The organism is Klebsiella sp. 141198 (assembly GCF_050600785.1).
In the GTDB taxonomy this organism is placed as follows: Bacteria; Pseudomonadota; Gammaproteobacteria; order Enterobacterales; family Enterobacteriaceae; genus Klebsiella; species Klebsiella aerogenes.
The window spans coordinates 1-22,448 of sequence record NZ_JAQIRM010000004.1; the positions used below are offsets into that span (position 1 = coordinate 1).

At 54.6% G+C, this 22,448-nt stretch carries 25 protein-coding genes and 1 pseudogene; 22 read left to right on the forward strand and 4 right to left on the reverse strand.

Going from position 1 to position 22,448, the window contains the following annotated elements; genetic code table 11:
- Nucleotides 1-943 (forward strand): annotated as a pseudogene (locus PGR10_RS13885) (IS3 family transposase); the annotation flags it as partial.
- A gap of 37 nt (nucleotides 944-980) precedes the next feature.
- Here PGR10_RS13885 and fliE read toward each other — a convergent pair.
- Nucleotides 981-1,295 (reverse strand): flagellar hook-basal body complex protein FliE, encoded by a 315-nt coding sequence (gene fliE / locus PGR10_RS13890; RefSeq protein ID WP_015367290.1) that lies wholly within the window; start codon nucleotides 1,293-1,295, stop codon nucleotides 981-983.
- A gap of 299 nt (nucleotides 1,296-1,594) precedes the next feature.
- On the opposite strand from fliE, the gene fliF reads away from it, so the two are divergent.
- The 14 genes from fliF to sra all read left to right on the forward strand — a co-directional run bounded on the left by fliF (nucleotide 1,595) and on the right by sra (nucleotide 12,655).
- Nucleotides 1,595-3,271 carry a flagellar basal-body MS-ring/collar protein FliF gene (gene fliF, locus PGR10_RS13895; RefSeq protein ID WP_271032310.1) on the forward strand — a complete coding sequence of 559 codons (1,677 nt, stop codon included), beginning with the start codon at nucleotides 1,595-1,597 and terminating at the stop codon, nucleotides 3,269-3,271.
- On the forward strand, nucleotides 3,268-4,260 hold the full coding sequence (gene fliG / locus PGR10_RS13900) for a flagellar motor switch protein FliG (protein ID WP_430923644.1): 993 nt from the start codon (nucleotides 3,268-3,270) through the stop codon (nucleotides 4,258-4,260). Before fliF ends, fliG begins: the two co-directional genes overlap by 4 nt.
- The gene (fliH, locus tag PGR10_RS13905) at nucleotides 4,253-4,954 is read left to right on the forward strand and encodes a flagellar assembly protein FliH (protein ID WP_113374248.1); all 702 of its coding nucleotides are present in this window, start codon (nucleotides 4,253-4,255) and stop codon (nucleotides 4,952-4,954) included. Before fliG ends, fliH begins: the two co-directional genes overlap by 8 nt.
- Nucleotides 4,954-6,315 carry a flagellar protein export ATPase FliI gene (fliI, locus tag PGR10_RS13910; protein ID WP_213317037.1) on the forward strand — a complete coding sequence of 454 codons (1,362 nt, stop codon included), beginning with the start codon at nucleotides 4,954-4,956 and terminating at the stop codon, nucleotides 6,313-6,315. The genes fliH and fliI overlap by 1 nt, the downstream gene beginning before the upstream one ends.
- Nucleotides 6,316-6,336: 21 nt before the next feature.
- The gene (gene fliJ, locus PGR10_RS13915) at nucleotides 6,337-6,783 is read left to right on the forward strand and encodes a flagellar export protein FliJ (protein WP_015367295.1); all 447 of its coding nucleotides are present in this window, start codon (nucleotides 6,337-6,339) and stop codon (nucleotides 6,781-6,783) included.
- On the forward strand, nucleotides 6,780-7,958 hold the full coding sequence (locus PGR10_RS13920) for a flagellar hook-length control protein FliK (RefSeq protein WP_430923645.1): 1,179 nt from the start codon (nucleotides 6,780-6,782) through the stop codon (nucleotides 7,956-7,958). Before fliJ ends, PGR10_RS13920 begins: the two co-directional genes overlap by 4 nt.
- A 162-nt stretch (nucleotides 7,959-8,120) precedes the next feature.
- Complete coding sequence (fliL, locus tag PGR10_RS13925) at nucleotides 8,121-8,609, forward strand: flagellar basal body-associated protein FliL (RefSeq protein WP_308958852.1); 489 nt, start codon at nucleotides 8,121-8,123, stop codon at nucleotides 8,607-8,609.
- A 5-nt stretch (nucleotides 8,610-8,614) separates the two neighbouring features.
- A complete protein-coding gene (gene fliM, locus PGR10_RS13930) occupies nucleotides 8,615-9,622 on the forward strand; it encodes a flagellar motor switch protein FliM (RefSeq protein ID WP_015367298.1) in 1,008 nt (335 codons plus the stop codon).
- Nucleotides 9,615-10,031: a flagellar motor switch protein FliN gene (gene fliN, locus PGR10_RS13935; protein ID WP_015367299.1), complete on the forward strand. Its 417-nt coding sequence runs from the start codon at nucleotides 9,615-9,617 to the stop codon at nucleotides 10,029-10,031. The genes fliM and fliN overlap by 8 nt, the downstream gene beginning before the upstream one ends.
- Nucleotides 10,031-10,423 carry a flagellar biosynthetic protein FliO gene (fliO, locus tag PGR10_RS13940; protein ID WP_430923646.1) on the forward strand — a complete coding sequence of 131 codons (393 nt, stop codon included), beginning with the start codon at nucleotides 10,031-10,033 and terminating at the stop codon, nucleotides 10,421-10,423. Before fliN ends, fliO begins: the two co-directional genes overlap by 1 nt.
- A 2-nt stretch (nucleotides 10,424-10,425) precedes the next feature.
- Complete coding sequence (fliP, locus tag PGR10_RS13945; protein WP_113374253.1) at nucleotides 10,426-11,187, forward strand: flagellar type III secretion system pore protein FliP; 762 nt, start codon at nucleotides 10,426-10,428, stop codon at nucleotides 11,185-11,187.
- 17 nt (nucleotides 11,188-11,204) lie between these two features.
- Nucleotides 11,205-11,474: a flagellar biosynthesis protein FliQ gene (fliQ, locus tag PGR10_RS13950; protein ID WP_015367302.1), complete on the forward strand. Its 270-nt coding sequence runs from the start codon at nucleotides 11,205-11,207 to the stop codon at nucleotides 11,472-11,474.
- 2 nt (nucleotides 11,475-11,476) lie between these two features.
- A complete protein-coding gene (gene fliR, locus PGR10_RS13955) occupies nucleotides 11,477-12,259 on the forward strand; it encodes a flagellar biosynthetic protein FliR (RefSeq protein WP_430923647.1) in 783 nt (260 codons plus the stop codon).
- A 261-nt stretch (nucleotides 12,260-12,520) separates the two neighbouring features.
- Nucleotides 12,521-12,655 carry a stationary-phase-induced ribosome-associated protein gene (gene sra, locus PGR10_RS13960; RefSeq protein WP_015367304.1) on the forward strand — a complete coding sequence of 45 codons (135 nt, stop codon included), beginning with the start codon at nucleotides 12,521-12,523 and terminating at the stop codon, nucleotides 12,653-12,655.
- Nucleotides 12,656-13,119: 464 nt separating this feature from the next.
- Here sra and PGR10_RS13965 read toward each other — a convergent pair whose 3' ends face one another.
- Nucleotides 13,120-14,010: a GlxA family transcriptional regulator gene (locus PGR10_RS13965; RefSeq protein ID WP_430923648.1), complete on the reverse strand. Its 891-nt coding sequence runs from the start codon at nucleotides 14,008-14,010 to the stop codon at nucleotides 13,120-13,122.
- A 100-nt stretch (nucleotides 14,011-14,110) separates the two neighbouring features.
- On the opposite strand from PGR10_RS13965, the gene PGR10_RS13970 reads away from it, so the two are divergent.
- Nucleotides 14,111-14,518 carry an MAPEG family protein gene (locus tag PGR10_RS13970; protein ID WP_430923649.1) on the forward strand — a complete coding sequence of 136 codons (408 nt, stop codon included), beginning with the start codon at nucleotides 14,111-14,113 and terminating at the stop codon, nucleotides 14,516-14,518.
- A gap of 2 nt (nucleotides 14,519-14,520) precedes the next feature.
- Here the strand turns inward: PGR10_RS13970 and PGR10_RS13975 are convergent, their stop codons facing one another.
- Nucleotides 14,521-15,456 carry a LysR family transcriptional regulator gene (locus PGR10_RS13975; RefSeq protein ID WP_087858092.1) on the reverse strand — a complete coding sequence of 312 codons (936 nt, stop codon included), beginning with the start codon at nucleotides 15,454-15,456 and terminating at the stop codon, nucleotides 14,521-14,523.
- 92 nt (nucleotides 15,457-15,548) lie between these two features.
- Between PGR10_RS13975 and PGR10_RS13980 the strand changes: the two genes are divergently transcribed.
- The 5 genes from PGR10_RS13980 (at nucleotide 15,549) to PGR10_RS14000 (ending at nucleotide 21,268) form a co-directional block, all read left to right on the forward strand.
- Nucleotides 15,549-16,025, forward strand: a complete 477-nt coding sequence (locus tag PGR10_RS13980) for a GNAT family N-acetyltransferase (RefSeq protein WP_271032302.1) — start codon at nucleotides 15,549-15,551, stop codon at nucleotides 16,023-16,025.
- A gap of 469 nt (nucleotides 16,026-16,494) precedes the next feature.
- Nucleotides 16,495-17,841 (forward strand): amidohydrolase, encoded by a 1,347-nt coding sequence (locus tag PGR10_RS13985; protein ID WP_430923650.1) that lies wholly within the window; start codon nucleotides 16,495-16,497, stop codon nucleotides 17,839-17,841.
- Nucleotides 17,842-17,962: 121 nt separating this feature from the next.
- Nucleotides 17,963-18,583, forward strand: coding sequence for a LysE family translocator (locus tag PGR10_RS13990; protein WP_087858095.1), 621 nt, complete (start codon nucleotides 17,963-17,965; stop codon nucleotides 18,581-18,583).
- 1,030 nt (nucleotides 18,584-19,613) lie between these two features.
- On the forward strand, nucleotides 19,614-20,054 hold the full coding sequence (locus PGR10_RS13995; RefSeq protein ID WP_213793857.1) for a hypothetical protein: 441 nt from the start codon (nucleotides 19,614-19,616) through the stop codon (nucleotides 20,052-20,054).
- Nucleotides 20,055-20,422: 368 nt separating this feature from the next.
- Nucleotides 20,423-21,268 carry a hypothetical protein gene (locus PGR10_RS14000; RefSeq protein ID WP_087858097.1) on the forward strand — a complete coding sequence of 282 codons (846 nt, stop codon included), beginning with the start codon at nucleotides 20,423-20,425 and terminating at the stop codon, nucleotides 21,266-21,268.
- Nucleotides 21,269-21,448: 180 nt separating this feature from the next.
- Here the strand turns inward: PGR10_RS14000 and PGR10_RS14005 are convergent, their stop codons facing one another.
- Entirely contained in the window at nucleotides 21,449-21,946 is a 498-nt protein-coding gene (locus PGR10_RS14005) for a DUF2938 domain-containing protein (protein WP_430923652.1), read from the reverse strand.
- Between the two features lie 74 nt (nucleotides 21,947-22,020).
- Between PGR10_RS14005 and PGR10_RS14010 the strand changes: the two genes are divergently transcribed.
- Nucleotides 22,021-22,419, forward strand: a complete 399-nt coding sequence (locus tag PGR10_RS14010; RefSeq protein ID WP_430923653.1) for a helix-turn-helix domain-containing protein — start codon at nucleotides 22,021-22,023, stop codon at nucleotides 22,417-22,419.
- The last annotated feature ends 29 nt before the right edge of the window (nucleotides 22,420-22,448 follow it).

The window sequence follows — 22,448 nt, forward strand, 5'->3', positions numbered from 1 at the left end:
GCCTGGAGGAACAGAATACGATATTAAAAAAGGCCACTGCGCTCTTGATGTCCGACTCGCTGAACGGTTCACGATAGTTGCCAGACTGAGCGACAGCCACACGGTCGTCAGCCTGTGTTCTGCTCTGGGAATACACCGCAGCAGTTACCGATACTGGCGAAAACGACGTGATACGGTTAATCCGGCGCGAGTCAGGCTGTGCAGCGAAATACGCCGGGCGTGGAATCAGAGCCGCAGCTCAGCAGGGGCGCGCACTCTGGCTGACATGCTGACCCAAAACGGCGTCCCGATGAGCCGTTACCGTGCGGGGCGTCTGATGAAACATCTGAACCTGAGCAGTTGCCAGCCTGGAAAACATCAGTACAAAAATGCCCGTCAGGAGCATACCTGCCTGCCGAATCTGCTTGAGCGCCAGTTCGCTGTGCCCGAGCCAGATCGGATATGGTGCGGAGATATTACGTATATCTGGGCAGGAAATCGCTGGTGCTATCTGGCGATCGTTATGGATCTTTTTGCCCGCAGGGTTATCGGCTGGAGTCTGTCAGCGCATGCCGATACCGCACTGATAAGCAACGCTCTGCGGATGGCTTATTAGACGCGTGGTCAACGGCATGATGTTATGTTCCATAGCGATCAGGGCAGCCAGTATACCGGTCTGAAATATCAACAACTTTTCTGGCGTTACAGAATTAAACAAAGCGTCAGTCGGCGAGGAAACTGCTGGGATAATAGTCCCATGGAACGCTTCTTCCTCAGTCTGAAAACAGAATGGGTACCGGTGAATGGTTACGCAGGCAAGGACGAAGTCCGACAGCAAATTAATGGTTACATATTGAACTACTACAACAGCGTCAGACCTCACTATTATAACGGTGGGTTGGCGCCGGAAGAGTCTGAGAACAGGTACCATTTTTACTGTAAAACCGTGGCCAATATTACTTGACCACTACAATAATAGATATTATATAGAGTTATCACACCTAAACGGGCATATTCATGATGTCCTGATAGGCCGCCACCAGCTTATTGCGCACCTGCACACCCATCTGCAATGAAACTGAAGATTTCTGTAAATCGACCATCACATCATTCAGGCTGATGCCCGGCACGCCCAGCTCGAAGTTCTGCGCCTGTTGACGCGCAGCCTGCTGGGTATCGCTGATTTTACCCAGCGCGGCGGTCAATTCACTGGCAAAACTGACTCCCTGCGGTACGCTATTCTGCCCGTTATTTCCCGCCTGAATCGCCATCGCCTGCATCTGTTGCAGTACGCCTTCAATACCCTGAATCGCCATCTTTTCCTCAATACTATCGTGATCGCCAGGCGCTATTTCACCCTGTACTTCTCCAATGCTGCACACCCTAACACAGCGATTTTTACTTAAAGCGGTTAATTAGCTGCAAAAAACCCGGCTTATCGGGCAATCAGAATCATCTGATAAGACGAATAATGGCCTGCCCAGAAATGGGAGCGCCGCTATTGAGAAAAGATGTGTATCAGGGAGTCTGTTTTGTCACATAACGCTATCCATACCGTTCGTCAGCACGCCAGCGCGCGTCGCCGCCTGAACGCCAGCGAAGGATACCGCCAACCATGAGTGCCTCGTTATCCGCCGGCGAAAGCCGCGACAACGGCCTGCAGGCCATCTGGAGCCGTCTGCGCGCCAATCCAAAAATACCGCTGCTGGTCGCCGCCTCCGCCGCTATCGCCATTATCGTCGCGCTGCTGCTGTGGGCGAAAAGCCCGGATTATCGCGTGCTGTACAGCAATCTGAACGATCGCGACGGCGGCGCTATCGTCACCCAGCTGACGCAGATGAACATCCCCTACCGCTTCGCCGAAAACGGCGCGGCGCTGATGATCCCGGCGGAGAAAGTGCATGAAACCCGTCTGCGCCTGGCGCAGCAGGGGCTGCCGAAGGGCGGCGCCGTTGGCTTCGAACTGCTGGATCAGGAAAAATTCGGCATCAGCCAGTTCAGCGAACAGATTAACTATCAGCGCGCTCTCGAAGGCGAACTCTCACGCACTATCGAGTCGCTGGGGCCGGTGCAGAATGCGCGTGTGCACCTGGCGCTGCCGAAACCCTCGCTGTTCGTCCGCGAGCAAAAATCCCCTTCCGCCTCTGTCACCCTGACGCTGCAGCCGGGTCGTGCGCTGGATGATGGCCAAATCAACGCTATCGTCTATATGGTATCGAGTAGCGTCGCCGGCCTGCCGGCGGGCAACGTCACCGTGGTCGATCAGGCCGGACGCCTGCTGACGCAGTCCGACGGCACCGGACGCGACCTCAACGCCTCGCAGCTGAAATATGCCAACGAAGTGGAAAACGGCTATCAGCGACGCATTGAAACCATCCTGGCGCCGGTGGTCGGCAGCGCCAACGTTCGCGCTCAGGTGACCGCACAGATCGATTTCGCCTCTCGCGAGCAGACCGACGAACAGTATCAGCCGAACCAGCAGCCCGAGAAAGCGGCGATCCGTTCGCAGCAAACCAGCAGCAACGAGCAAATCGGCGGGCCGCAGGTGGGCGGCGTCCCTGGGGCGTTATCCAACCAGCCGAGCGCGCCGGCCACCGCGCCGATTGAAACCGCTAAACCGGCGGCCAATAACGCCAACAACGCGACCAACACCCGTAGCGCCGCGGCCAACAGCGGCCCGTTAAGCACCCGACGCGACGCCACCACCAACTACGAACTCGATCGCACGATCCGCCATACCCAACAAAAAGCCGGGACGGTGGAACGTCTGTCGGTCGCCGTGGTGGTGAACTATAGCCTCAACGCCGACGGCAAAGCGCAGCCGATGAGTAAGGAACAACTGGCGCAGATTGAAGCGCTGGTGCGCGAAGCGATGGGCTACTCAAGCACCCGCGGCGATAGCCTGCAGGTGGTCAATACGCCGTTTACCGACAATCAGATGACCGGCGGCGAGCTGCCATTCTGGCAGAGCCAGGCGTTTATCGATTTGCTGCTCGAGCTGGGACGTTACCTTCTGGTGCTGCTGGTCGGCTGGGTATTGTGGCGCAAGCTGATTAAGCCACAGCTGCAGCAGCGTCAGGCCGCACAGCAAGCTGCGGTCGCCGCCGCCAGCGCGCCGGTCGCTAAAGCAAACGACAGCCATAAACCAAGCAATGAGGAGCTGGCGCTGCGTCGTAAATCGCAGCAGCGCGTCAGCGCAGAAGTCCAGAGCCAACGCATCCGCGAACTGGCGGATAAAGATCCGCGGGTCGTCGCTCTGGTAATCCGCCAATGGATGAGTAACGAACTATGAGCCTGACCGGAACCGATAAAAGCGCCATTTTACTGATGACGCTGGGCGAAGACCGCGCGGCGGAGGTGCTCAAGCACCTCTCCTCCCGCGAAGTCCAGCTTTTGAGCGGCACCATGGCCGGCATGAGCCAGGTCTCGCATAAACAGCTCGGCGAGATCCTGTCTGAATTTGAAGACGATGCCGAACAGTTCGCCGCCCTGAGCGTCAACGCCAGCGACTATTTGCGTTCGGTGCTGGTGAAAGCGCTGGGCGAAGAGCGCGCCGCCAGCCTGCTGGAGGATATCCTCGAATCCCGTGAAACCACCTCCGGGATGGAAACACTCAACTTTATGGAGCCGCAGAGCGCCGCCGATCTGATCCGCGATGAACACCCGCAGATCATCGCCACCATCCTGGTACACCTCAAGCGCGGCCAGGCGGCGGATATTCTGGCGCAATTCGATGAGCGCCTGCGCAACGACGTGATGCTGCGTATCGCCACCTTCGGCGGCGTACAACCAGCGGCGCTGGCGGAGTTGACCGAAGTGCTCAACAACCTGCTCGACGGCCAGAACCTCAAGCGCAGCAAAATGGGCGGAGTGCGTACCGCCGCCGAGATTATCAACCTGATGAAAACCCAGCAGGAAGAAGCCGTTATCGACGCGATGCGCGAATACGATGGCGAGCTGGCGCAGAAGATCATCGACGAGATGTTCCTGTTCGAAAACCTGGTGGAGGTCGACGATCGTAGTATCCAGCGCCTGCTGCAGGACGTGGACAACGAATCGCTGCTGATTGCTCTGAAGGGCGCCGAGCAGCCGCTGCGCGAGAAGTTCCTCAAAAACATGTCCCAGCGCGCGGCCGATATTCTGCGCGACGATCTCGCCAACCGCGGGCCGGTGCGCATGTCGCAGGTGGAAAACGAACAGAAAGCGATTCTGCTGGTGGTAAGACGGCTGGCGGAGAGCGGCGAAATGATCATTGGCGGCGGCGAGGACACCTATGTCTGATCGCATTAATTCCATGCCCTGGCAGCCCTGGTCGCTCAACGACCTTGGCGACGCGGCGCCGGCTTTCGAACCGCCGCTACCGACGTTGGATAACGAAGCCTTGCAGCCTGACGCTCAGGCGGAATTGCAGCAGCAGCTTGCCGCCCTGCGCGTACAGGCCGAGCAACAAGGCCAGCAATCCGGTTATGCCGATGGTCAGCAAAAAGGCTATGAAGCCGGATTTCAGCAGGGGCTTGAGGAGGGTCGCCAGCAGGGGCTGCTGGAAGCACAGCAGCAGCAGCAGCCGCTGACCGACCACTGGCAGCAGCTGGTGAGCGAGTTTCAGCACACCCTTGACGCGCTCGATTCGGTCATCGCCTCACGCCTGATGCAGCTGGCGCTGACCGCCGCGAAACAGGTGCTTGGCCAGCCTCCGGTCTGCGACGGCACCGCCCTGCTGACGCAAATTCAACAGTTGATCCAGCAAGAGCCTATGTTCAACGGCAAGCCGCAGCTGCGCGTACACCCGCAAGATTATGAGCGCGTTGAGCAGCAGTTAGGCACCACCCTCAGCCTGCACGGCTGGCGGCTGCTGGCGGACGGCGATCTACACCCCGGCGGCTGTAAGGTCAGCGCCGAAGAGGGCGATCTCGACGCCAGTCTCGCCACCCGCTGGCATGAATTGTGTCGCCTCGCCGCGCCGGGAGCGCTGTGATGACCGCCCGTCTCGGCCGCTGGCTGAATTCGCTTGAAGCGCTGGAACAGCGTATCGCCCGAACGCCGACCGTGCGACGCTACGGTCGGCTGACCCGCGCCACCGGCCTGGTGCTGGAAGCCACCGGCCTGCAGCTGCCGCTCGGCGCGACCTGCCTTATCGAACGCGACGGCGGCGACGGTGTGCAGGAAGTGGAAAGCGAAGTGGTCGGCTTTAACGATCAGCGGCTGTATCTGATGCCGCTGGAAGAGGTCGAAGGGATTGTGCCGGGAGCGCGGGTTTACGCCCGCAGCGCGGCGGACGGCCAGCACGCCGGTAAACAACTGCCATTGGGCCCGGCGCTGCTGGGACGCGTGCTCGACGGCGGCGCCAGGCCGCTTGACGGCCTGCCCGCGCCGGAAACCGGCTATCGCGCGCCACTGATTACCGCGCCGTTTAACCCGCTGCAGCGTACCCCTATCGAGCAGGTGCTGGACGTCGGCGTGCGCACCATCAACGGCCTGCTGACCGTTGGACGCGGCCAACGTATGGGACTGTTCGCCGGCTCCGGCGTCGGTAAAAGCGTACTGCTGGGCATGATGGCGCGCTACACCCAGGCCGACGTTATCGTCGTCGGCCTGATCGGCGAACGCGGCCGGGAAGTCAAAGACTTTATCGAGAATATTCTCGGCGCCGAAGGCCGCGCGCGTTCGGTGGTGATCGCCGCCCCGGCAGATGTATCGCCGCTGCTGCGCATGCAGGGCGCCGCTTACGCCACCCGCATTGCCGAAGATTTTCGCGATCGCGGCCAGCACGTGCTGCTGATCATGGATTCGCTCACCCGCTATGCGATGGCGCAGCGCGAAATCGCGCTGGCGATCGGCGAACCGCCGGCTACCAAAGGCTATCCGCCCTCGGTATTCGCCAAACTGCCGGCGCTGGTTGAACGCGCGGGCAACGGTATCAGCGGCGGCGGTTCGATCACCGCCTTCTATACCGTGCTCACCGAAGGGGACGATCAGCAGGATCCGATCGCCGATTCGGCACGCGCGATCCTCGATGGTCACGTGGTGCTGTCCCGACGTCTGGCGGAGGCCGGTCACTACCCGGCCATCGATATTGAAGCCTCGATCAGCCGCGCGATGACGTCGCTTATCGATGACGAACATTATCGCCGGGTACGCACCTTTAAACAGATGCTGGCCAGCTTCCAGCGCAACCGCGATTTGATAAGCGTCGGCGCCTATGCCGCCGGTAGCGACCCGCTGCTGGATAAAGCCATTACCCTGTATCCGCAAATGGAGACCTACCTGCAGCAGGGAATTTTCGAGCGCTGCGGTTATGACGAAGCCTGCCAGCAGCTACAGCAGTTGATTGTATAACGCCATCGGAGACGCCACGCGATGAAAGCACAGTCCCCTTTGATTACCCTGCGCAATCTGGCCCAGGAGGCCGTTGAACAGGCGGCGCAGCGCCTGGGTCAGGCGCGTCAGGCGCAACAGGCCGCCGAGCAACAGCTGACGATGCTGCTTAACTATCAGGACGAGTACCGGCAGAAGCTCAACAGCACCCTTTCCGGCGGCATGGAAAGCTCGCGCTGGCAGAACTACCAGCAGTTTATCGCCACTCTCGAACAGGCCATCGAACAACAGCGCCAGCAGCTGCTGCAGTGGGGGCAAAAGGTGGATCACGCCGTGAAGCAGTGGCAGGACCATCAGCAGCGGCTGAACGCCTACGACACCCTGCACACACGCGCGCAAAACGCCGAGCTGCAGTTGGAAAACAAACGCAATCAAAAATTGATGGATGAGTTCGCGCAACGCAGTACACAAAGGAATACCGCTTCATGAATCTCAATGCTTTGCCCGCCCTTAGCCTGCACGGCGACGCCAGCGCCCTGCCGGATCTGGCGCTCGATGACGTTCAGCTGTCGTCGGCCTTCGCGCAACTGCTTGGCGCGCGCTTCACGCCCGCGCCAAGCAGCACGCTGCCGCCCGCTGCGCTGAGCGCCGACGATGAAAGCGCCCCGCCGCTAAGCCGTAACCAGCTTAACCAACTGCTGGCCGCGCTCGGCGAACGCGGCGCGCTGCTGGTCAATGCGCTACCGGCATCGGCGGAAAACGCCGTCGACGCGACAGTGAAAAAAGAGGATGCCGACACGGATACGCCGCCGCTCAGCGAGGCGAAAACCGTAGATCCGGCGACGCTGCAGGCGCTGTACGCCATGCTGCCGGCGACAATCGTCGCTCAGCCGCCGCAGACGGCGCTACCGCAGGATCAACAACCTGCGCTTACCGGCGATAAAGCCGCGCTCCGTATCGGCAACGCGACTACTCAGGATATCGGGAATCTGCCGCCAGGCGAGCCGGCGGCGAAATTGCAGCAGGGCACGGATCCCCTTAGCGGGCAAAATCTGCCTTCCCCTGTCGCGCAGGCCGCGACCACGCCGCAGCACGATATGGCCGAACGCCCGGCGGAGAATGCTCCAGCGCAGCCAGCCGCCGTCGCTTTCGCCGCCGCCAGCCCCAGCCAAAGCGCCACGCCCGCCAATGCGCTGGTAACCGCGCCGCCGACGCCGCAGCTTAATGCCCAGCTCGGCAGCCCGGAATGGCAGCAGGCGCTGAGCCAGCAGGTGCTGATGTTCCATCGCAACGGCCAGCAGAGCGCCGAACTGCGCCTGCATCCGCAGGAGCTGGGCGCGCTGCAGATCACCCTACAGCTCGACGATAAACAGGCGCAGCTGCATATCGCTTCCGCACACGGTCAGGTACGCGCGGCGGTCGAGGCGGCGATGCCGCAGCTACGTCACGCGCTGGCGGAAAGCGGAATCAACCTCGGTCAGAGCAGCGTTGGCGGCGAGGCAACGCCGCAATGGCAGCAGCAAAACGGTAATGGTGAAGGCCGCGCCAGCTACGCGGAACGCCACGGCGGCGGCAACGATGGCGCGCCGATTGAGCCAGTCATCGCCCCGGCAGCCCTGCAGCGAATGGCCAACCAGCTCAACGGCGTCGATATTTTCGCCTGAGGGGCGCTAAACGGCCAATCTGGCCCCCATTTGCCCGTTTATTCCGGCTATTGCCTCGCGCGTTAGCCGCGATAATACCTTTATATGTCATACGTGCGGCGCCGCCGCGCGTGATGCCCGTCAGCAACGCGGCGGGCGGAACAACAGGAATTTGATTTGGCTATGTCTCAAAACTCCCTTCCGGCAACCGCGCCCAAACGTCCCTTACTGATCATCCTGCTGACGATCGTCGCCGTGGCCGCCTGCGCAGCCGCAGGCTACAGCTGGTGGCTGCTGCAACAGCGCGACAGCGGCGCGCAAACCGCCATCGAAAAGGAAAAACCGCCCGCGCCGCCAGTATTTATGCCGCTCGATACCTTCACCGTCAATCTGGTGACCCCGGACAACGATCCGGACCGCGTACTGTATATCGGCCTGACGCTGCGCCTGCCGGATGAAGCAACCCGCCGCCAGCTTAATGATTTTCTGCCGGAGGTGCGCAGCCGCCTGCTGATGCTGCTCTCGCGTCAGGAGGCCGGTCATCTGGCCAATGAGCAGGGCAAGCAGCAGCTGGTCGCGCAGATCAAAGAGACGCTGAGCGCGCCGCTGGTTAAGGGACAACCGAAGCAGGTGGTCAGCGATGTGCTGTTCACCGCCTTCATACTGCGGTAATCACCATGGGCGATAGCATTCTTTCACAGGCAGAGATCGACGCCTTGCTCAACGGCGACAACACGGGCGACGAGCCCGAGACGGTTGTCGGCGGTAAAGAGAGCGAGGTTAAGCCTTACGATCCGAATACCCAGCGCCGCGTGGTGCGTGAACGCCTGCAGGCGCTGGAAATTATCAACGAGCGTTTTGCCCGGCAGTTCCGCATGGGATTGTTCAACCTGCTGCGCCGCAGTCCGGACATCACCGTCGGGCCGATTAAAATTCAGCCGTACCACGAGTTTGCCCGCAACCTGCCGGTGCCGACCAATCTTAATCTGGTACACCTGAACCCGCTGCGCGGCACGGCGCTGTTCGTCTTCGCGCCGAGCCTGGTATTTATCGCCGTCGATAACCTGTTCGGCGGCGACGGGCGTTTTCCGACCAAGGTCGAAGGCCGCGAATTCACGCCCACCGAACAGCGGGTCATCAAACGCATGCTGCGCCTGGCGCTAGACGCCTACGGCGACGCGTGGAGCGCAATCTATAAGATTGACGTCGAATACGTGCGTGCGGAAATGCAGGTCAAATTCACCAACATCACCACCTCGCCGAACGATATCGTGGTGACCACGCCGTTCCAGGTGGAGATTGGCGCGCTAAGCGGCGAATTCAATATCTGTATTCCGTTCGCCATGATTGAACCGCTGCGTGAACTGCTGACCAATCCGCCGCTGGAGAATTCCCGCCAGGAAGATAGCCAATGGCGCGAAACGTTGGTCAAGCAGGTGCAGCACTCTGAGCTGGAGCTGATTGCCAACTTCGTCGATATCCCGATGCGCTTATCGAAAATACTTAAGCTGCAGCCTGGCGACGTTTTACCGATAGATAAACCGGATCGCATTATCGCCCATGTCGACGGCGTGCCGGTGCTGACCAGCCAATATGGCACCTTAAACGGGCAGTACGCCCTTCGTGTTGAACACTTGATTAACCCTATTTTGAATGCTCTGAGTGAGGAACAGCCCAATGAGTGATCCTAAGCAACCGTCTGGCGCAGGAAAGGAATCCGTAGACGATCTGTGGGCTGATGCGCTTAATGAACAGCAGTCGTCTGAAAAATCCAGCGCCACCACCGATGGGGTGTTCAAATCGCTGGAGGCCCAGGATGCGCTCGGCAGCCTGCAGGATATCGATCTGATCCTCGATATTCCGGTGAAGCTGACCGTTGAACTGGGGCGCACCAAAATGACTATCAAAGAGCTGCTGCGCCTGTCGCAGGGATCGGTTGTCGCGCTGGATGGCCTGGCGGGCGAACCGCTGGATATCCTGATCAACGGCTATCTGATAGCCCAGGGCGAAGTGGTAGTGGTGGCCGATAAATTCGGCGTGCGTATTACCGATATCATTACCCCGTCCGAACGTATGCGTCGGTTGAGCCGCTAATGACCGCCCCCGTTACCGTGCAGGCCAGCCAACCGGTTACCGAACCGGCAATATCCGGCGGCTCGGCGCTCATGCAGGTGAGTAGCGCGCTCGGCGCGATTCTGCTCCTGATCCTGCTGGCCGGTTGGCTGTTCCGCCGCCTCGGCTTTGCGCCGCAGGCGCGCGACAGCCGGCTGCTTAACCTGCGCGCCAGCAGCCAGGTTGGCCAGCGCGAGCGCGTGGTGGTAGTGGAAGTCGATAATACCCTGCTGGTGCTGGGCGTTACCGCCCAGCAGATCACCCCGCTTCATCAGTACCCGGCGCCGCCGCGCGATGAAGATACTCCGGCGGTCACGCCTGCGAACGACTTCCGCCAGCTGATGCGCAACGTCCTCAACCGCCCGGAAAAATAGCCATGTTCCCTACTCTGTTCGCTTGTCTCCGCCGTCGGGCGCCGTGGCTCGCCGCCGCGTTACTGCTGCTGAGTCCTGCCGCCTTCGCACAGCTTCCGGGGCTTATCAGTCAGCCGCTGGCCAACGGCGGCCAGAGCTGGTCGCTGCCGGTGCAGACGCTGGTGCTGCTGACCTCGCTGACCTTCCTGCCGGCGATGCTGCTGATGATGACCAGTTTTACCCGCATTATCATCGTATTGGGTCTGCTGCGTAACGCGCTGGGCACGCCTTCCGCGCCGCCGAACCAGGTGATGCTCGGGCTGGCGCTGTTCCTGACCTTCTTTATCATGTCGCCGGTGTTCGACAAGGTCTATGAGAACGCCTACCTGCCCTTTAGTCAGGACAAAATCGGCCTTGATGCGGCGCTGGATAAAGGCGCGCAGCCGCTGCGCGAATTTATGCTGCGCCAGACCCGCGAAAGCGACCTGGCGCTGTACGCTCGCCTGGCCAACCAGCCGCCGCTGGCCGGGCCGGAGGCGGTACCGATGCGTATTCTGCTGCCCGCCTACGTCACCAGCGAACTGAAAACCGCTTTCCAGATTGGTTTTACGGTGTTTATTCCGTTCCTGATTATCGATCTTGTGGTCGCCAGCGTGCTGATGGCGCTAGGGATGATGATGGTGCCGCCGGCGACGATCTCGCTGCCGTTTAAGCTAATGCTGTTTGTGCTGGTGGATGGCTGGCAGCTGCTGCTCGGCTCGCTGGCGCAGAGCTTCTATTCCTGAACCGCCGGAGAACAATCATGACGCCGGAATCCGTGATGGCCATTGGCACCGAAGCGATGAAGGTTGCCCTGGCGCTGGCCGCACCGCTGCTGCTGGCGGCGCTAATCAGCGGGCTGGTGGTCAGCCTGCTGCAGGCCGCCACCCAGATTAACGAAATGACCCTGTCGTTTATCCCCAAAATTCTCGCGGTAGTGGCGACGATTATTATCGCCGGGCCGTGGATGCTGAACCTGCTGCTGGACTATATGCGCACGTTATTCAGCAACCTGCCTAATATTATCGGCTAGCCGTGATCCCCTTTGACAGCGCCCAGCTTAGCGAATGGCTCAGCCAGTATTTCTGGCCGCTGCTGCGTATTCTGGCCCTCATCAGCACCGCGCCGGTGCTGAGTGAAAAGCAGATAAGCAAAAAGGTGAAAATCGGCCTCGGCGGCCTGATTGCAATACTGATCGCCCCAACGCTGCCCGCCAACGCGATCCCCATTATCTCTGCTGCCGGTTTATGGCTGGCGGTTCAGCAGATCCTGATCGGCGCGGCGCTGGGGCTGACGATGCAGCTGGCCTTCGCCGCGGTACGCCTCGCCGGCGAAGTCATCGGCATGCAGATGGGGCTATCGTTCGCCACCTTCTTCGACCCCAGCGGCGGCCCCAATATGCCGGTGCTGGCGCGGCTGCTGAACCTGCTGGCAATGCTGCTGTTTTTAAGCTTTGACGGCCACCTGTGGCTGATCTCGCTGCTGGCCGACAGTTTTCATACCCTGCCGATCCAGAGCCAGCCGCTAAACGGCAACGGTTTCCTGGCGCTCGCCCAGCTGGGTTCGTTAATCTTTATCAACGGCATGATGCTGGCGTTACCGCTGATTTGTCTGTTGCTCACGCTCAATATCGCCCTGGGTCTGCTCAACCGTATGACGCCGCAGCTATCGGTATTCGTGATCGGGTTTCCGGTGACCATGACCTTTGGCATTATGACCCTCGGCATGATGATGCCGATGCTGGCTCCCTTCTGCGAACATCTGTTTGGCGAAATGTTCGATCGCCTGGCGGCCGTTATCGGCGGTATGTCGTTTTAACCCTGCCGTTATTTCCCTCTTTTTCGCCGGACAAAATGGCAATAAAACCCGTTTACTGGGATAAAAGCCTGGAAAAACGTTTTTATTGCTACTAAGGCCCGAATATTCATAGCGGCTTGAATTAAAAAATAGCCACCCTACAATAAAGCCTGAATTTAATTGTTAGTGAATTTTATTTTTTAGAAAATCAAAACCTCGGGAAACGCAGAATATTTTCCTGCGTGGGTTTAGTGCATCTTTAATAAAATAAGGAGCGACATCATGATTAAGGCGAAAGGTAACCGTATAGCGCGGCGCATATTAGGCCTACCCCACTGGGAAAGTAACCGATTTAAAATCGTGCTGGCCGACACCGCCGCTGGCGGAAAATGGAAAGTGGTGAAGAAAAAGAAATAATCCTGACTGGCAATTGAGCTATCCGCAACATAATTGCACATTGCTGTAGCCCCGGTAAGCGCTAGCGCCACCGGGGATTTTGAGGCCACCCACACCGGCAGTTTCAGCAAGCATGGTGAATAAATTAAAGGCAGGCCGCACTGTTATCAGTGTGCAACTTTTTTAAGGGTTTTTCCCGGACGCGGCGCGTTGCGCCTTCTCCGGGCTACCAAATCGCAAAGCGCAGTAGCCCCGGTAAGCGGCAGCGCCACCGGGGATTTTGAGATCTCCAGCACCAGTAGTTCCGTAGGTCGGGTAAGGCGCTAGCCGCCACCCGACAAAAATATTCCTGCTGGTTTCCATTCTACATTTGACCATAGAAGATATAGATATTGCCTGGTTCGGAAAAATAAAAGAGTTAATAATATCGTCAAGGAAAAACAACTCCTCTTTACTCTATAATTACTTTCTTTAAACGAATACACTCACACAGCCTGACGCAACGCCCGAATTCCTTTTCCAGTCTGACGTCGCAGCAGCGCAAGCAGCGTTGACACCTCCGAATAACCCACGTCAGCGGTAATCGACTCTATATCTTTCCCCTCGGCAAGCAGCTGCTTTACTCGCTCGATCCGTAATTGCTGAAAAAAAGCCAACGGTGATTTACCCAGCGCGACCTCCGTTCTGCGCTGCAAGGTGCGTGGATGCACGTTAAGCGCGCCGGCAGCCGCCTGCAGGGAAAATCCCTGCGCCAGATGCGCCCGCGACCAGTGCTCAAAGCGGTTTATCAGGTCATCGACATGCGGAGAATAACCTGCCGGCGAGCGGGAAACCTGAGGTTGGCGTGTACCACCCGCCATCGCTGTTATAAGCAAATCCGCAAGCGGCGGGCTGCTCTGGCGAATCAGCCACAGCGCCAGCTCCACATGACCCATCATAGCGCCGGGAAGGATTGGCGGCGCCGCATTGAGCCATGACGTTGTGGCGGCCTGTTCATTGAGCAAACGGCTATCAGCCAGGATGAAGGTATTTAAACAGGCCGCGGCAATTTTAACGCCGTTCTTCGCCATGTTTTGCAAAAACCGCTTAGCGTCAGCAATATCGTGCCAGCCATCCGGTGGCGATTGTCGTGCGTGAACATTGAGCGCCGGTACCACAATCCAGTCAGGAGAATCCAAACCCGATGCCTGATGGGCAGGAATACTCAGCCCATGGGCTGATTTAACCTGCCCGGTCATTGCAATCATCTGTACCTCAAAGCGAGAAATATTCATGCTCTGGCGTCGCGCCATATCATTGGCCGCGGCGAACGTATCCAGCAACGTCGCTAAGCCGGTATCGAACACGCCATCCAGAGTCAGAATATTTATCTTCATGTCGTTAATGGTATTAAAATTGTCATTTTTGCATATGGTTCTATTTTAACCTTAGCCATAGACTTTCCTCTATCGCTATTAATTACCAGAGTCAATTGCCATGAAAAATAATCCTGAACTGATTATCCTTACGTTAATTTGTCTGCTAACGGTTATGATGTGGATCCCCTATATTATTGCCAGAGCCACGCGTGCTAACGCCGCGTCCGCAGCGGGGAGTGCTCATTCGCAATCAACCGGTCCAGCGCCCTGGGTGCAACGTGCGCAAAAGGCGCATGCCAACGCGGTAGAAAACCTGGTTATTTTTGCCCCACTGGTGGTGGTCGCCGCGTTGCTTAACGTCAATAACGCCATAACGTTAATTGCGGCTTCAATATTTTTGCTCGCGCGCATCGTCCATTATATTGCGTATACCGCCGGGATCCCCGTTATCCGAACGCTCGCCTTTCAGACCGGTTTTGTCGCGACGGTTACTATTGCGATAGTTATTTTAAGTTCGGTTTTTTGAGGTTAAAAACTCCCGGCATCCGCTGCCAATGCCAGGCTTTGTAGCGCCGTCTTCAGCCATTTGGTTGCTCCTCGCTGCCCGCCGCGTTTATGGGAATAGATCTTCACGGTGAACGGGCTTATGGTGAACGGCAAAGGAAAAATCGCGATCGGGGCGGCATGAAGGAACTTCTCTGCGGCATAACGAGGAATCGCCATTAACAGATCGCTTTGCGCCACAATAAACGGCGCGCTGAGCATTGAGGGAGTTTTGAGCGCTATTTGCCGCGTATAGCCTAATTCCTGCAAACGTAAATCCAACACCCCCTGCTTTTCGTTCCACGGCGTGACCACCAGATGCCGCGCGGCGAGATAATCCGCCAGCGTCAGCGCCGTGCGACGGGTATTGCTAATAACCACATACTCATCTTCAAACCAGTCAATTTCGTCCAGTTCATGATGCCGGATATCTTCAGCGGTGCTGAAGCCCAGCGCCAGATCCACCTCCCCCGCCAGCAGCTCCGTCAGTGCCGGGCTATGTGGCAAATAACGGAGCTCAAAACGCAGGCCCGGCGCTTCATGCTGCAGCTTTTGCATCAGCGCAGGGAAAATGCATAACGCGGTGAAATCGGTAATGGCTATCTGGATCCGCTCGGTGCTGTCGGCGGCACTAAACTCTGGCTGTCGCGTGAGTTCCTGATTAAGTAATTTCAATACTGAAGCAATGGAGGGCGCGAGCTGAGTGGCATAGACGCTCGGGCACATCCGATGCCCTTCGCGAAAAAACAACGGATCGTTCAGCGCCACGCGCAGCCGCGACAGCGCGTGACTCAACGCGGAGGTACTCATCGCCAGCTCATCGGCGGCGAGACGAACGGAACTGTGGCGATAGATGGCATCAAAAACGAGCAACAGATTGAGATCGAGGCGTCTGAGCGCCGGATGCATAATATTCATCATTGGGTGATTTCATTGCACTTAATTCTTCTGACAATACCCCCTATGCTTAGCGTCATCAATATCGTTAACGTGTGAAAACGACAGGAAAAATGATGAGTATTACGATTAGACAGGCCCGTGCGGATGACGCTTCTGCCATCTACAACATGATTTATGAGCTGGCGGTGTATGAAAAAGCTCCACAGGAAGTGGTTACCACCCCCGAAGAGATCCGCGAAACCCTGTTTGGCGACGACAGTAAGACCGAAGCGCTGATCTGCGAAATTGACGGTAAAACGGCGGGCTATGCCGTGTTCTTCACCAGCTATTCAACCTGGCTCGGACGCAACGGTATTTATATGGAAGATTTGTATATCTCACCGGATTATCGCGGCCAGGGCGCGGGTCGAGCGCTGCTAAAAACCATTGCCCGGTATGCGGTTGCGCGACACTGCGGACGCCTTGAGTGGAGCGTGCTGGACTGGAACCAGCCGGCCATTGATTTTTACCTCAGTATTGGCGCCGCGGCGCAAAGCGAATGGGTCCGCTATCGCCTCGATGGCGAAGCGCTGTTGAAATTTGCAGAGTAAAGCCGTATTTCCCCATCAGGGGCTTACGTTTGCAAGATGATGTGTCTGGAGTGCTCGAACCAGATGGCGGCATGGCTGAGCTACGTAGATCGCAGTGGGGACTTTACTCTGCCTGGAGATATCAAACCAAAGCCATGACGGTCAACTGCCGACATAATTAGTATCCCGGAAGAATTCTATCAGCGCATGGTTCGTTTTGCCGGGATACTTACAATACCATGTACAACAGGCGTTACCGTACCTTCGCATAAATCGCTTTTCTCCCCTCTCCTGCGGCTAAAAAGAACATTTCCTCCACGGGAAGTTAGTAACCCATTGTTACTATGCTGTTTTAGCCCTCTCGCCTCACAAAAACAGATCACGCATTTGACGAATGGGTGCTACTAACGCATACACAAATACCTGTGCTATTCAGTGAGCGGGTTATTTTCCGCGTTCAGGGCAATAATAAAATAAGGAATCAATTAAGATGATGATATCCCGGAGATCGCTTATCGGCAGCGCCATTGCCAGCAGCGCGCTAATGGCCGTAGCGAGTGGACGTGCGTTTGCGCAAAATGCGCCAGCGCAGGCGGCCGACAATAAGCCGAAGCTGCCTGCGTCAGCGTCGCCGATTTTGCTAAAGAACATCGTTATTGGAACGGCAAGCGCGCCAACGGATGTCCTGATTGCCGAAGGCAAAATAGCCCGTACGGGCCACGCCTTATCCGCCGCGAATGCGCAATCGATAGATTGCACGGGTTGTCTGCTGTTACCCTCTTTCATTGATACCCACGTCCACCTCGACAAAACGCGCTTCGGCGCGCCGGAGCGTCTACACCATATCGCCACCGCCAGCGTAGCGGAACGAGCGGCCAACGAACGCAAACTGCGCGTAGAGCTTAAACATGACCCCTACCTTTATGGCTCCAACCTTGTACGGCAGATGGCGGCAATGGGAACGACGCATCTGCGAAGCCATATCGACATCGACCCGCTTACTAAGCTGTCCGACGTTGAAGCCCTGATACGCATTCGTGAGGATTTTAAGGGCTACATGAGCATGGAGTTCGTCGCTTTTCCGCAATCAGGGATTATTAAATCGCCAGGCGTTGCGGATTACATGGCTCAGGCGCTGAATATGGGCGTGGAATACATCGGCGGCCTCGACCCGCAGGGTTTTGATAACGACCGCAAAGGCCACCTTGATGTCCTCTTTACCCTGGCGGAAAAGACCGGTAAGCCGATCGATATTCATTTGCACGAGCCGGGTCAGATGGGGCTGGATTCCATCAAAGAGATTATTGTTCGCGGCAAGGCGCTGGGGATGAAGGATAAAATCACTCTCTCGCACGCGTTTTCACTCGGACAAATATCCGAAAGCGAACTGAACGCCGTTCTGGCCGACATGGCTGACTTAGGCGTCCGCGTTATCGGCACGGCTCCGGGCAATGTCGCATTCCCGCCTATCGAACCACTATTAGATGCCGGAATTCTCTACGCTGCGGCGAACGACAATATTCAGGATATGTGGTCCCCCTGGGGAGATGGCGATCAGCTACAACGTGCGAAAACGTTCGCCTACAGCGCCAATTACCGTGCCGATGCGCCGCTAATGCGCCCCTTCGAGATGATAACGCGTATTCCGGCCCAGCATATTAATCTGCCGAACCACGGGCTGGAACATCTGAAGGAAGGTAACGCCGCCAACCTGGTGGTGCTGGAAGCCAGCGACGTGCCGGCAGCGGTGTTATACACGCCGCCGCGCAAGCTGGTATTGAAAGACGGAATTATTATTGGTCGTGACGGTAAGAGCGCGATACCGCAGAAAATCTGAGTTCAGGGGACAATCTGCTGCGGGCCGATCGCATTTTCTGGCGGCCCGTAGCGGAGCACCCCGGCATGAGATTGAACGGTTAGCAATAATCGGGTAGCATCCGCTCTTTCGGATAAAGAAAATGTCTGTTACCGATTCACTTCTCGCTTTTTCCCTTGCTGCGCTTTTGCTTACCCTTACTCCCGGCCTGGACACGGCACTCATTTTGCGCACCGCCTGTGCTGAAGGTGGTAAAAAAGCATTTCAGGCGGCGCTGGGCATTGATACTGGTTGTTTCATCTGGGGAGCGATTGTTGCACTGGGCCTCGGCGCCCTGCTGGCGGTTTCAACGTTGGCTTACACGATTCTGAAAATCGGCGGAGCCGCCTATCTGAGCTGGCTTGGCATACAGCTTCTGATGCGGCCTCGTTCGTCTTTCAACCACGATAATGGCAGCGTAGCTTCACACAACAACTGGTTTATCAGAGGGATGCTTGGGAATGTGCTTAACCCCAAAATGGGCATATTCTATATCTCGTTTTTGCCTCAGTTTATTCCTGCCGGGCACTCCCCTTTACTATGGACATTTATCCTGGTCAGCATTCACGTCACGATTGGCACTCTCTGGTCAGTGACGCTTATCTTATCCACGCATTTTGCTTCAACCATCCTGAAAAAAAGCAGCGTTGTTAGCATCATGGACAGAGCAACCGGCGGTTTATTTTTGTGTTTTGCGGCTAAACTGGCTATCAGTTCGAGATAATCCTGGCCGATAAATGATGCCCATCTCTGGCATCGCTCGGGAGAGATGCTTTACGCGAGAAACGGAAGCTGGAACTGCCGAAGCCATGCCTATTCACCCGTCCTCTTAGCGCAGACTCCTGCGCTTAACATCAGGCTGGAAAATTTCCCATGATATGTGCTTGATGGTTCAGGGTTTCTTTTATGTTATCGACTCTGACCTTCCTGATATCTGAACTGCGCGAAGATCCATAACGTAAAATCACCTGCTTTAAGTGACTGAATCTCGCCAAATACCGATAAGGTCAAGAAGTGAGTAGCGCAGGGTCGTCCATTCACGCTCTGAAACCATTTATGAACATCATATTGCAGAGGATTTAATGGTTGTACATGCATATTTAAGAGCAGGGGTAACAGCAAGGGACCACTTAACTCATACCAGATTTACCTAACAAAGAAGAGCAATTGAATCACATGCAGCACATTATCCTTATAAAAATAGACAAATAGTTTATTAGATCGAATATTAGATTATTCCGAGATTAACATCTTATTTGTGCAATATGAAATCCTGCAACCATCAGAGCCGACAAATGCACTCTGCATCAACTAGTTATGTATATACACCACACAATCCAATGCTTTTTAGCCCCCTTGAAATTCAACGGCTTAAATAAGCAATGCCTTGTAACTCTAAATACTAAACGAGTTGTATAAAAAAGTAATGAACCTAAACTTTTGCATTAGGCGATTCAATGGATAGATGATTACCAATCAAGGTAAAGACACTTGCTGTTAAATGCGAGTCATCTGCTGCATTAAAAAAAACAGCTATTGATATTAATCAATGGTGCAGGCATGCGTCTTAATAAATATGGTACATCTCTTAGATCAGCATTCCTATAACAGTCATAACGAGAGAGGTTTTTCATTTAAGTATTTTTAATCAAAAAAAACATGTAACGTCTACCGTGGATGTTTCAACTCTGCTTTATGATAAAAACAACCACAACACATCTATAAACTAATAAATTTAAAATGAAGAGGTTTAAATGAGAACATCTAATATTCTGTATGTTATAGCTGGCATTATCTTCATTATGTCAACAACGACTTACGCAAGCGAAAAAGTACCGAAAGGTGCGTTAGTTGTTCGTTACGGCGCCGCAAATATGGATGAGAATTATGAAAATCAGGATGGATACCCTGATAATTTGCAAAATGTTTCGGCTCTTTGCTCCCGAAAAGACTCTGGCGCGAACCAGGATTTAGTAAATGAGTTAATAGGCTCTGATAAGACCCGAAAGAGCATCTGGAAAAAAGCAGGAGCGACTAAAGCCTCAACTTTAATAAATAAAAATGCCAAAATTGAATCAGACCCGCTACCAAAGAATCCGAATCATTGTTTAATTAGCAACATTAGCTTAGCGAATATCAAAGGGACATGGGTTATTTATGTTAACCCCCCAGAGTTAAGTGTTCATGAACAATAACTCGCGGTCTTAAAAGAACTGCATTTGTTGGTATAGAACAAATGATGGATAGATATATGCCACGGGTTATCATGATTGGACTCTAATGTGTATCTACTATCAATTCAAAAAAAACACTTCACTAATTACGGAGGGGATATGCATTACTGAAAGATGTGATATGCTTATAAACATATATAATTAATGTGATTATTTTTAATTCGAGTGTTTCATTTTCAGCATAAGCGAAGGCTCAAACTATATGGCTAGTAATTTAACAAATAACTTGTCATGTAAGGTTATATCATCATCTACATCTAACCTAAATCAAATGATTTCATGTTGATTCCATTTGATGTTTAGGAAAAACAATATTATAGGAGTTTGCTATGTTCAATGAAAATGCAGTACAGTCGGCACATGAATATTTCAGAAAAATTTATGATTTAAAAGATGCTGAGGTTCTTTCAGAGGATCTTCCGCTTGTTCAAGGGCTTTCTAAGGAGGGCGCGGTTCAATATCAAACATATCAATTTAATGATGCTCCAGAAGCGTTGAAGGAACAGGTCAAAGTAGGCCGTTTATTAATGGAACGCTTCGTAGGTGTAGCCAGTGCGGCTGTTAATAAAAAGGCACCCAGCAGCACCGACAAGTATAATTTCGAGCAATGGCAAGAAGTCACTAAGCATCTTACTAATGCGTTTTTCACAGATCCTGTTTCAGGTGACAGAAGTTTAAATACGTCAGTACAAGGTATTGAGATTGCAAAAAGTGTAATTAACTTTGCATGTAACGTTATAGCAGGCGATGTTACAGCCTTCGCAAATTTCCTGAAGGGATTTGGTGACGGCCTCAGTGCACAAATGAGTAAAACGCAAGCTGCCTATAATTATTTATATGCATATTCTACTCATGATTTATTCAAAGATCAAAGCGGTAACGTATTTTACAAACCTAGCTTTCTTGTATATGGAACTTACTTTAGCCAGGAGCAAAAGAAAATATCTACATCCTGTGCTTCATATAATGAAGTCAACCTTAACTTTGGTGTAAACACAATCGGCGGGACATTTAAAATTGAAGAATACATGAGCAATGATAAGTTTAAGGCAGCAGTTGATGATTTTCTTGATAAATATGAAGGAAAATCAATTAAAGATACAGATTCATACTTTGACGGAATATTTAATAACTCATCCCCTTCTGCATCTTATCAATACAAAAAGTCAGAATAAGCATATTTACCCAATCAAGGTAGATGATCGACTTATTTAAAAGACTATAAGAGAGTAGGCATTATTTGCCTACTCTTGTTTTTACAAAAAGCACATCTCCGGCGTGTAAAAAGAGTCTGCTGCGATACGCCTGCTATACCAGCATTCGCTGACGGTAAAACGTGTACCAGCGAATACCTATCAAAGTAATGGGCACCGTGAAAGTACGCTCGCCGTCAGACACAGCCCAATGCCATAGGCCAGGTGCGCGAGCAGGCTCAGCGAACGCGCCAGCCACGGTCGGGGAAGCCGTGACGCCGCGATGCCAAAACCAAATGCGGGCTGCAGGATCAAGAACGGCGCCAATAAGGTTACGACCCCTGACAGCAGCGCTGTCGCCAGAGTGGGGGCATAAAACCAATCGGCGCCGCTCAACACAAGCGGCACCGCCGCAAAAGCGATACCGATTAAATAATGGCATAACCAGCCGATAAAACGCTCTCCGTGTAGCGGAGGGGTTGCGGTGATGGTGTTATGTCGCACTGTCCCCCGCGCAAGCCATAACGCCCAGCGACCGACCAGCGCATAGTTCAACGGCGCAATCTTGAGTATATGCTTCTGAAAGAGCGACCATAAATCCATGACTAACGTCGCGCCGATCCCCGTTACTAAAATTTGCACAACAACCATGATATTCAATTTCTTCTTCCTTTTTATGCGTCAATGCTACTCTGTCGAAGAGTGTGCAACTTAAAGCGAGGTTCAAGTCAATCATGAAAGAACTGGATATCCGCGAGGTCGCGACGCTGTCCGGCATTACGCCTTCAGCGCTGCGGTTTTATGAAAAGAAAGGCTTAATCAAGCCGATCGGTCGCCATGGTCTGCGAAGGCAGTACCATGAAAATGTGTTGAGTAAGCTGGAACTGATCGTGCTGGGACAGGCCGCCGGCTTTTCGCTTTCTGAAATAGCCGGGATATTTGACGCTGACGGCAAGATAGCCATTGATAACCAACGCCTTGAGCTGCGCGCGAAGGAGATTGATAACACCATTCGCCGATTACAGCTGTTAAGTCAGGGGCTAAAACACGCTGCCCGCTGTACTGCGCCGGAACATATGCAATGCCCTGACTTTAAAAAAATTGTGGCGAAGGGCATAAGATTGTTTAAATAAACACTCCAGCACTATGGCTTGATTGATGA

Bases quoted from the DNA above. Each gene is read 5' to 3' on its own strand.
- fliF (WP_271032310.1), top strand. From the start codon at position 1,595: ATGAGTGCCTCGTTATCCGCCGGCGAAAGCCGCGACAACGGCCTGCAG.
- fliG (WP_430923644.1), top strand. From the start codon at position 3,268: ATGAGCCTGACCGGAACCGATAAAAGCGCCATTTTACTGATGACGCTG.
- sra (WP_015367304.1), top strand. From the start codon at position 12,521: ATGATTAAGGCGAAAGGTAACCGTATAGCGCGGCGCATATTAGGCCTA.
- fliH (WP_113374248.1), top strand. From the start codon at position 4,253: ATGTCTGATCGCATTAATTCCATGCCCTGGCAGCCCTGGTCGCTCAAC.
- PGR10_RS13980 (WP_271032302.1), top strand. From the start codon at position 15,549: ATGAGTATTACGATTAGACAGGCCCGTGCGGATGACGCTTCTGCCATC.
- PGR10_RS14010 (WP_430923653.1), top strand. From the start codon at position 22,021: ATGAAAGAACTGGATATCCGCGAGGTCGCGACGCTGTCCGGCATTACG.
- fliP (WP_113374253.1), top strand. From the start codon at position 10,426: ATGTTCCCTACTCTGTTCGCTTGTCTCCGCCGTCGGGCGCCGTGGCTC.
- PGR10_RS13965 (WP_430923648.1), bottom strand. From the start codon at position 14,010: ATGAAGATAAATATTCTGACTCTGGATGGCGTGTTCGATACCGGCTTA.
- PGR10_RS13970 (WP_430923649.1), top strand. From the start codon at position 14,111: ATGAAAAATAATCCTGAACTGATTATCCTTACGTTAATTTGTCTGCTA.
- PGR10_RS13985 (WP_430923650.1), top strand. From the start codon at position 16,495: ATGATGATATCCCGGAGATCGCTTATCGGCAGCGCCATTGCCAGCAGC.
- fliM (WP_015367298.1), top strand. From the start codon at position 8,615: ATGGGCGATAGCATTCTTTCACAGGCAGAGATCGACGCCTTGCTCAAC.
- fliJ (WP_015367295.1), top strand. From the start codon at position 6,337: ATGAAAGCACAGTCCCCTTTGATTACCCTGCGCAATCTGGCCCAGGAG.
- PGR10_RS13990 (WP_087858095.1), top strand. From the start codon at position 17,963: ATGTCTGTTACCGATTCACTTCTCGCTTTTTCCCTTGCTGCGCTTTTG.
- fliQ (WP_015367302.1), top strand. From the start codon at position 11,205: ATGACGCCGGAATCCGTGATGGCCATTGGCACCGAAGCGATGAAGGTT.
- PGR10_RS13920 (WP_430923645.1), top strand. From the start codon at position 6,780: ATGAATCTCAATGCTTTGCCCGCCCTTAGCCTGCACGGCGACGCCAGC.
- fliE (WP_015367290.1), bottom strand. From the start codon at position 1,295: ATGGCGATTCAGGGTATTGAAGGCGTACTGCAACAGATGCAGGCGATG.
- fliO (WP_430923646.1), top strand. From the start codon at position 10,031: ATGACCGCCCCCGTTACCGTGCAGGCCAGCCAACCGGTTACCGAACCG.
- fliI (WP_213317037.1), top strand. From the start codon at position 4,954: ATGACCGCCCGTCTCGGCCGCTGGCTGAATTCGCTTGAAGCGCTGGAA.
- PGR10_RS13995 (WP_213793857.1), top strand. From the start codon at position 19,614: ATGAGAACATCTAATATTCTGTATGTTATAGCTGGCATTATCTTCATT.
- fliL (WP_308958852.1), top strand. From the start codon at position 8,121: ATGTCTCAAAACTCCCTTCCGGCAACCGCGCCCAAACGTCCCTTACTG.
- fliN (WP_015367299.1), top strand. From the start codon at position 9,615: ATGAGTGATCCTAAGCAACCGTCTGGCGCAGGAAAGGAATCCGTAGAC.
- PGR10_RS14000 (WP_087858097.1), top strand. From the start codon at position 20,423: ATGTTCAATGAAAATGCAGTACAGTCGGCACATGAATATTTCAGAAAA.
- PGR10_RS13975 (WP_087858092.1), bottom strand. From the start codon at position 15,456: ATGATGAATATTATGCATCCGGCGCTCAGACGCCTCGATCTCAATCTG.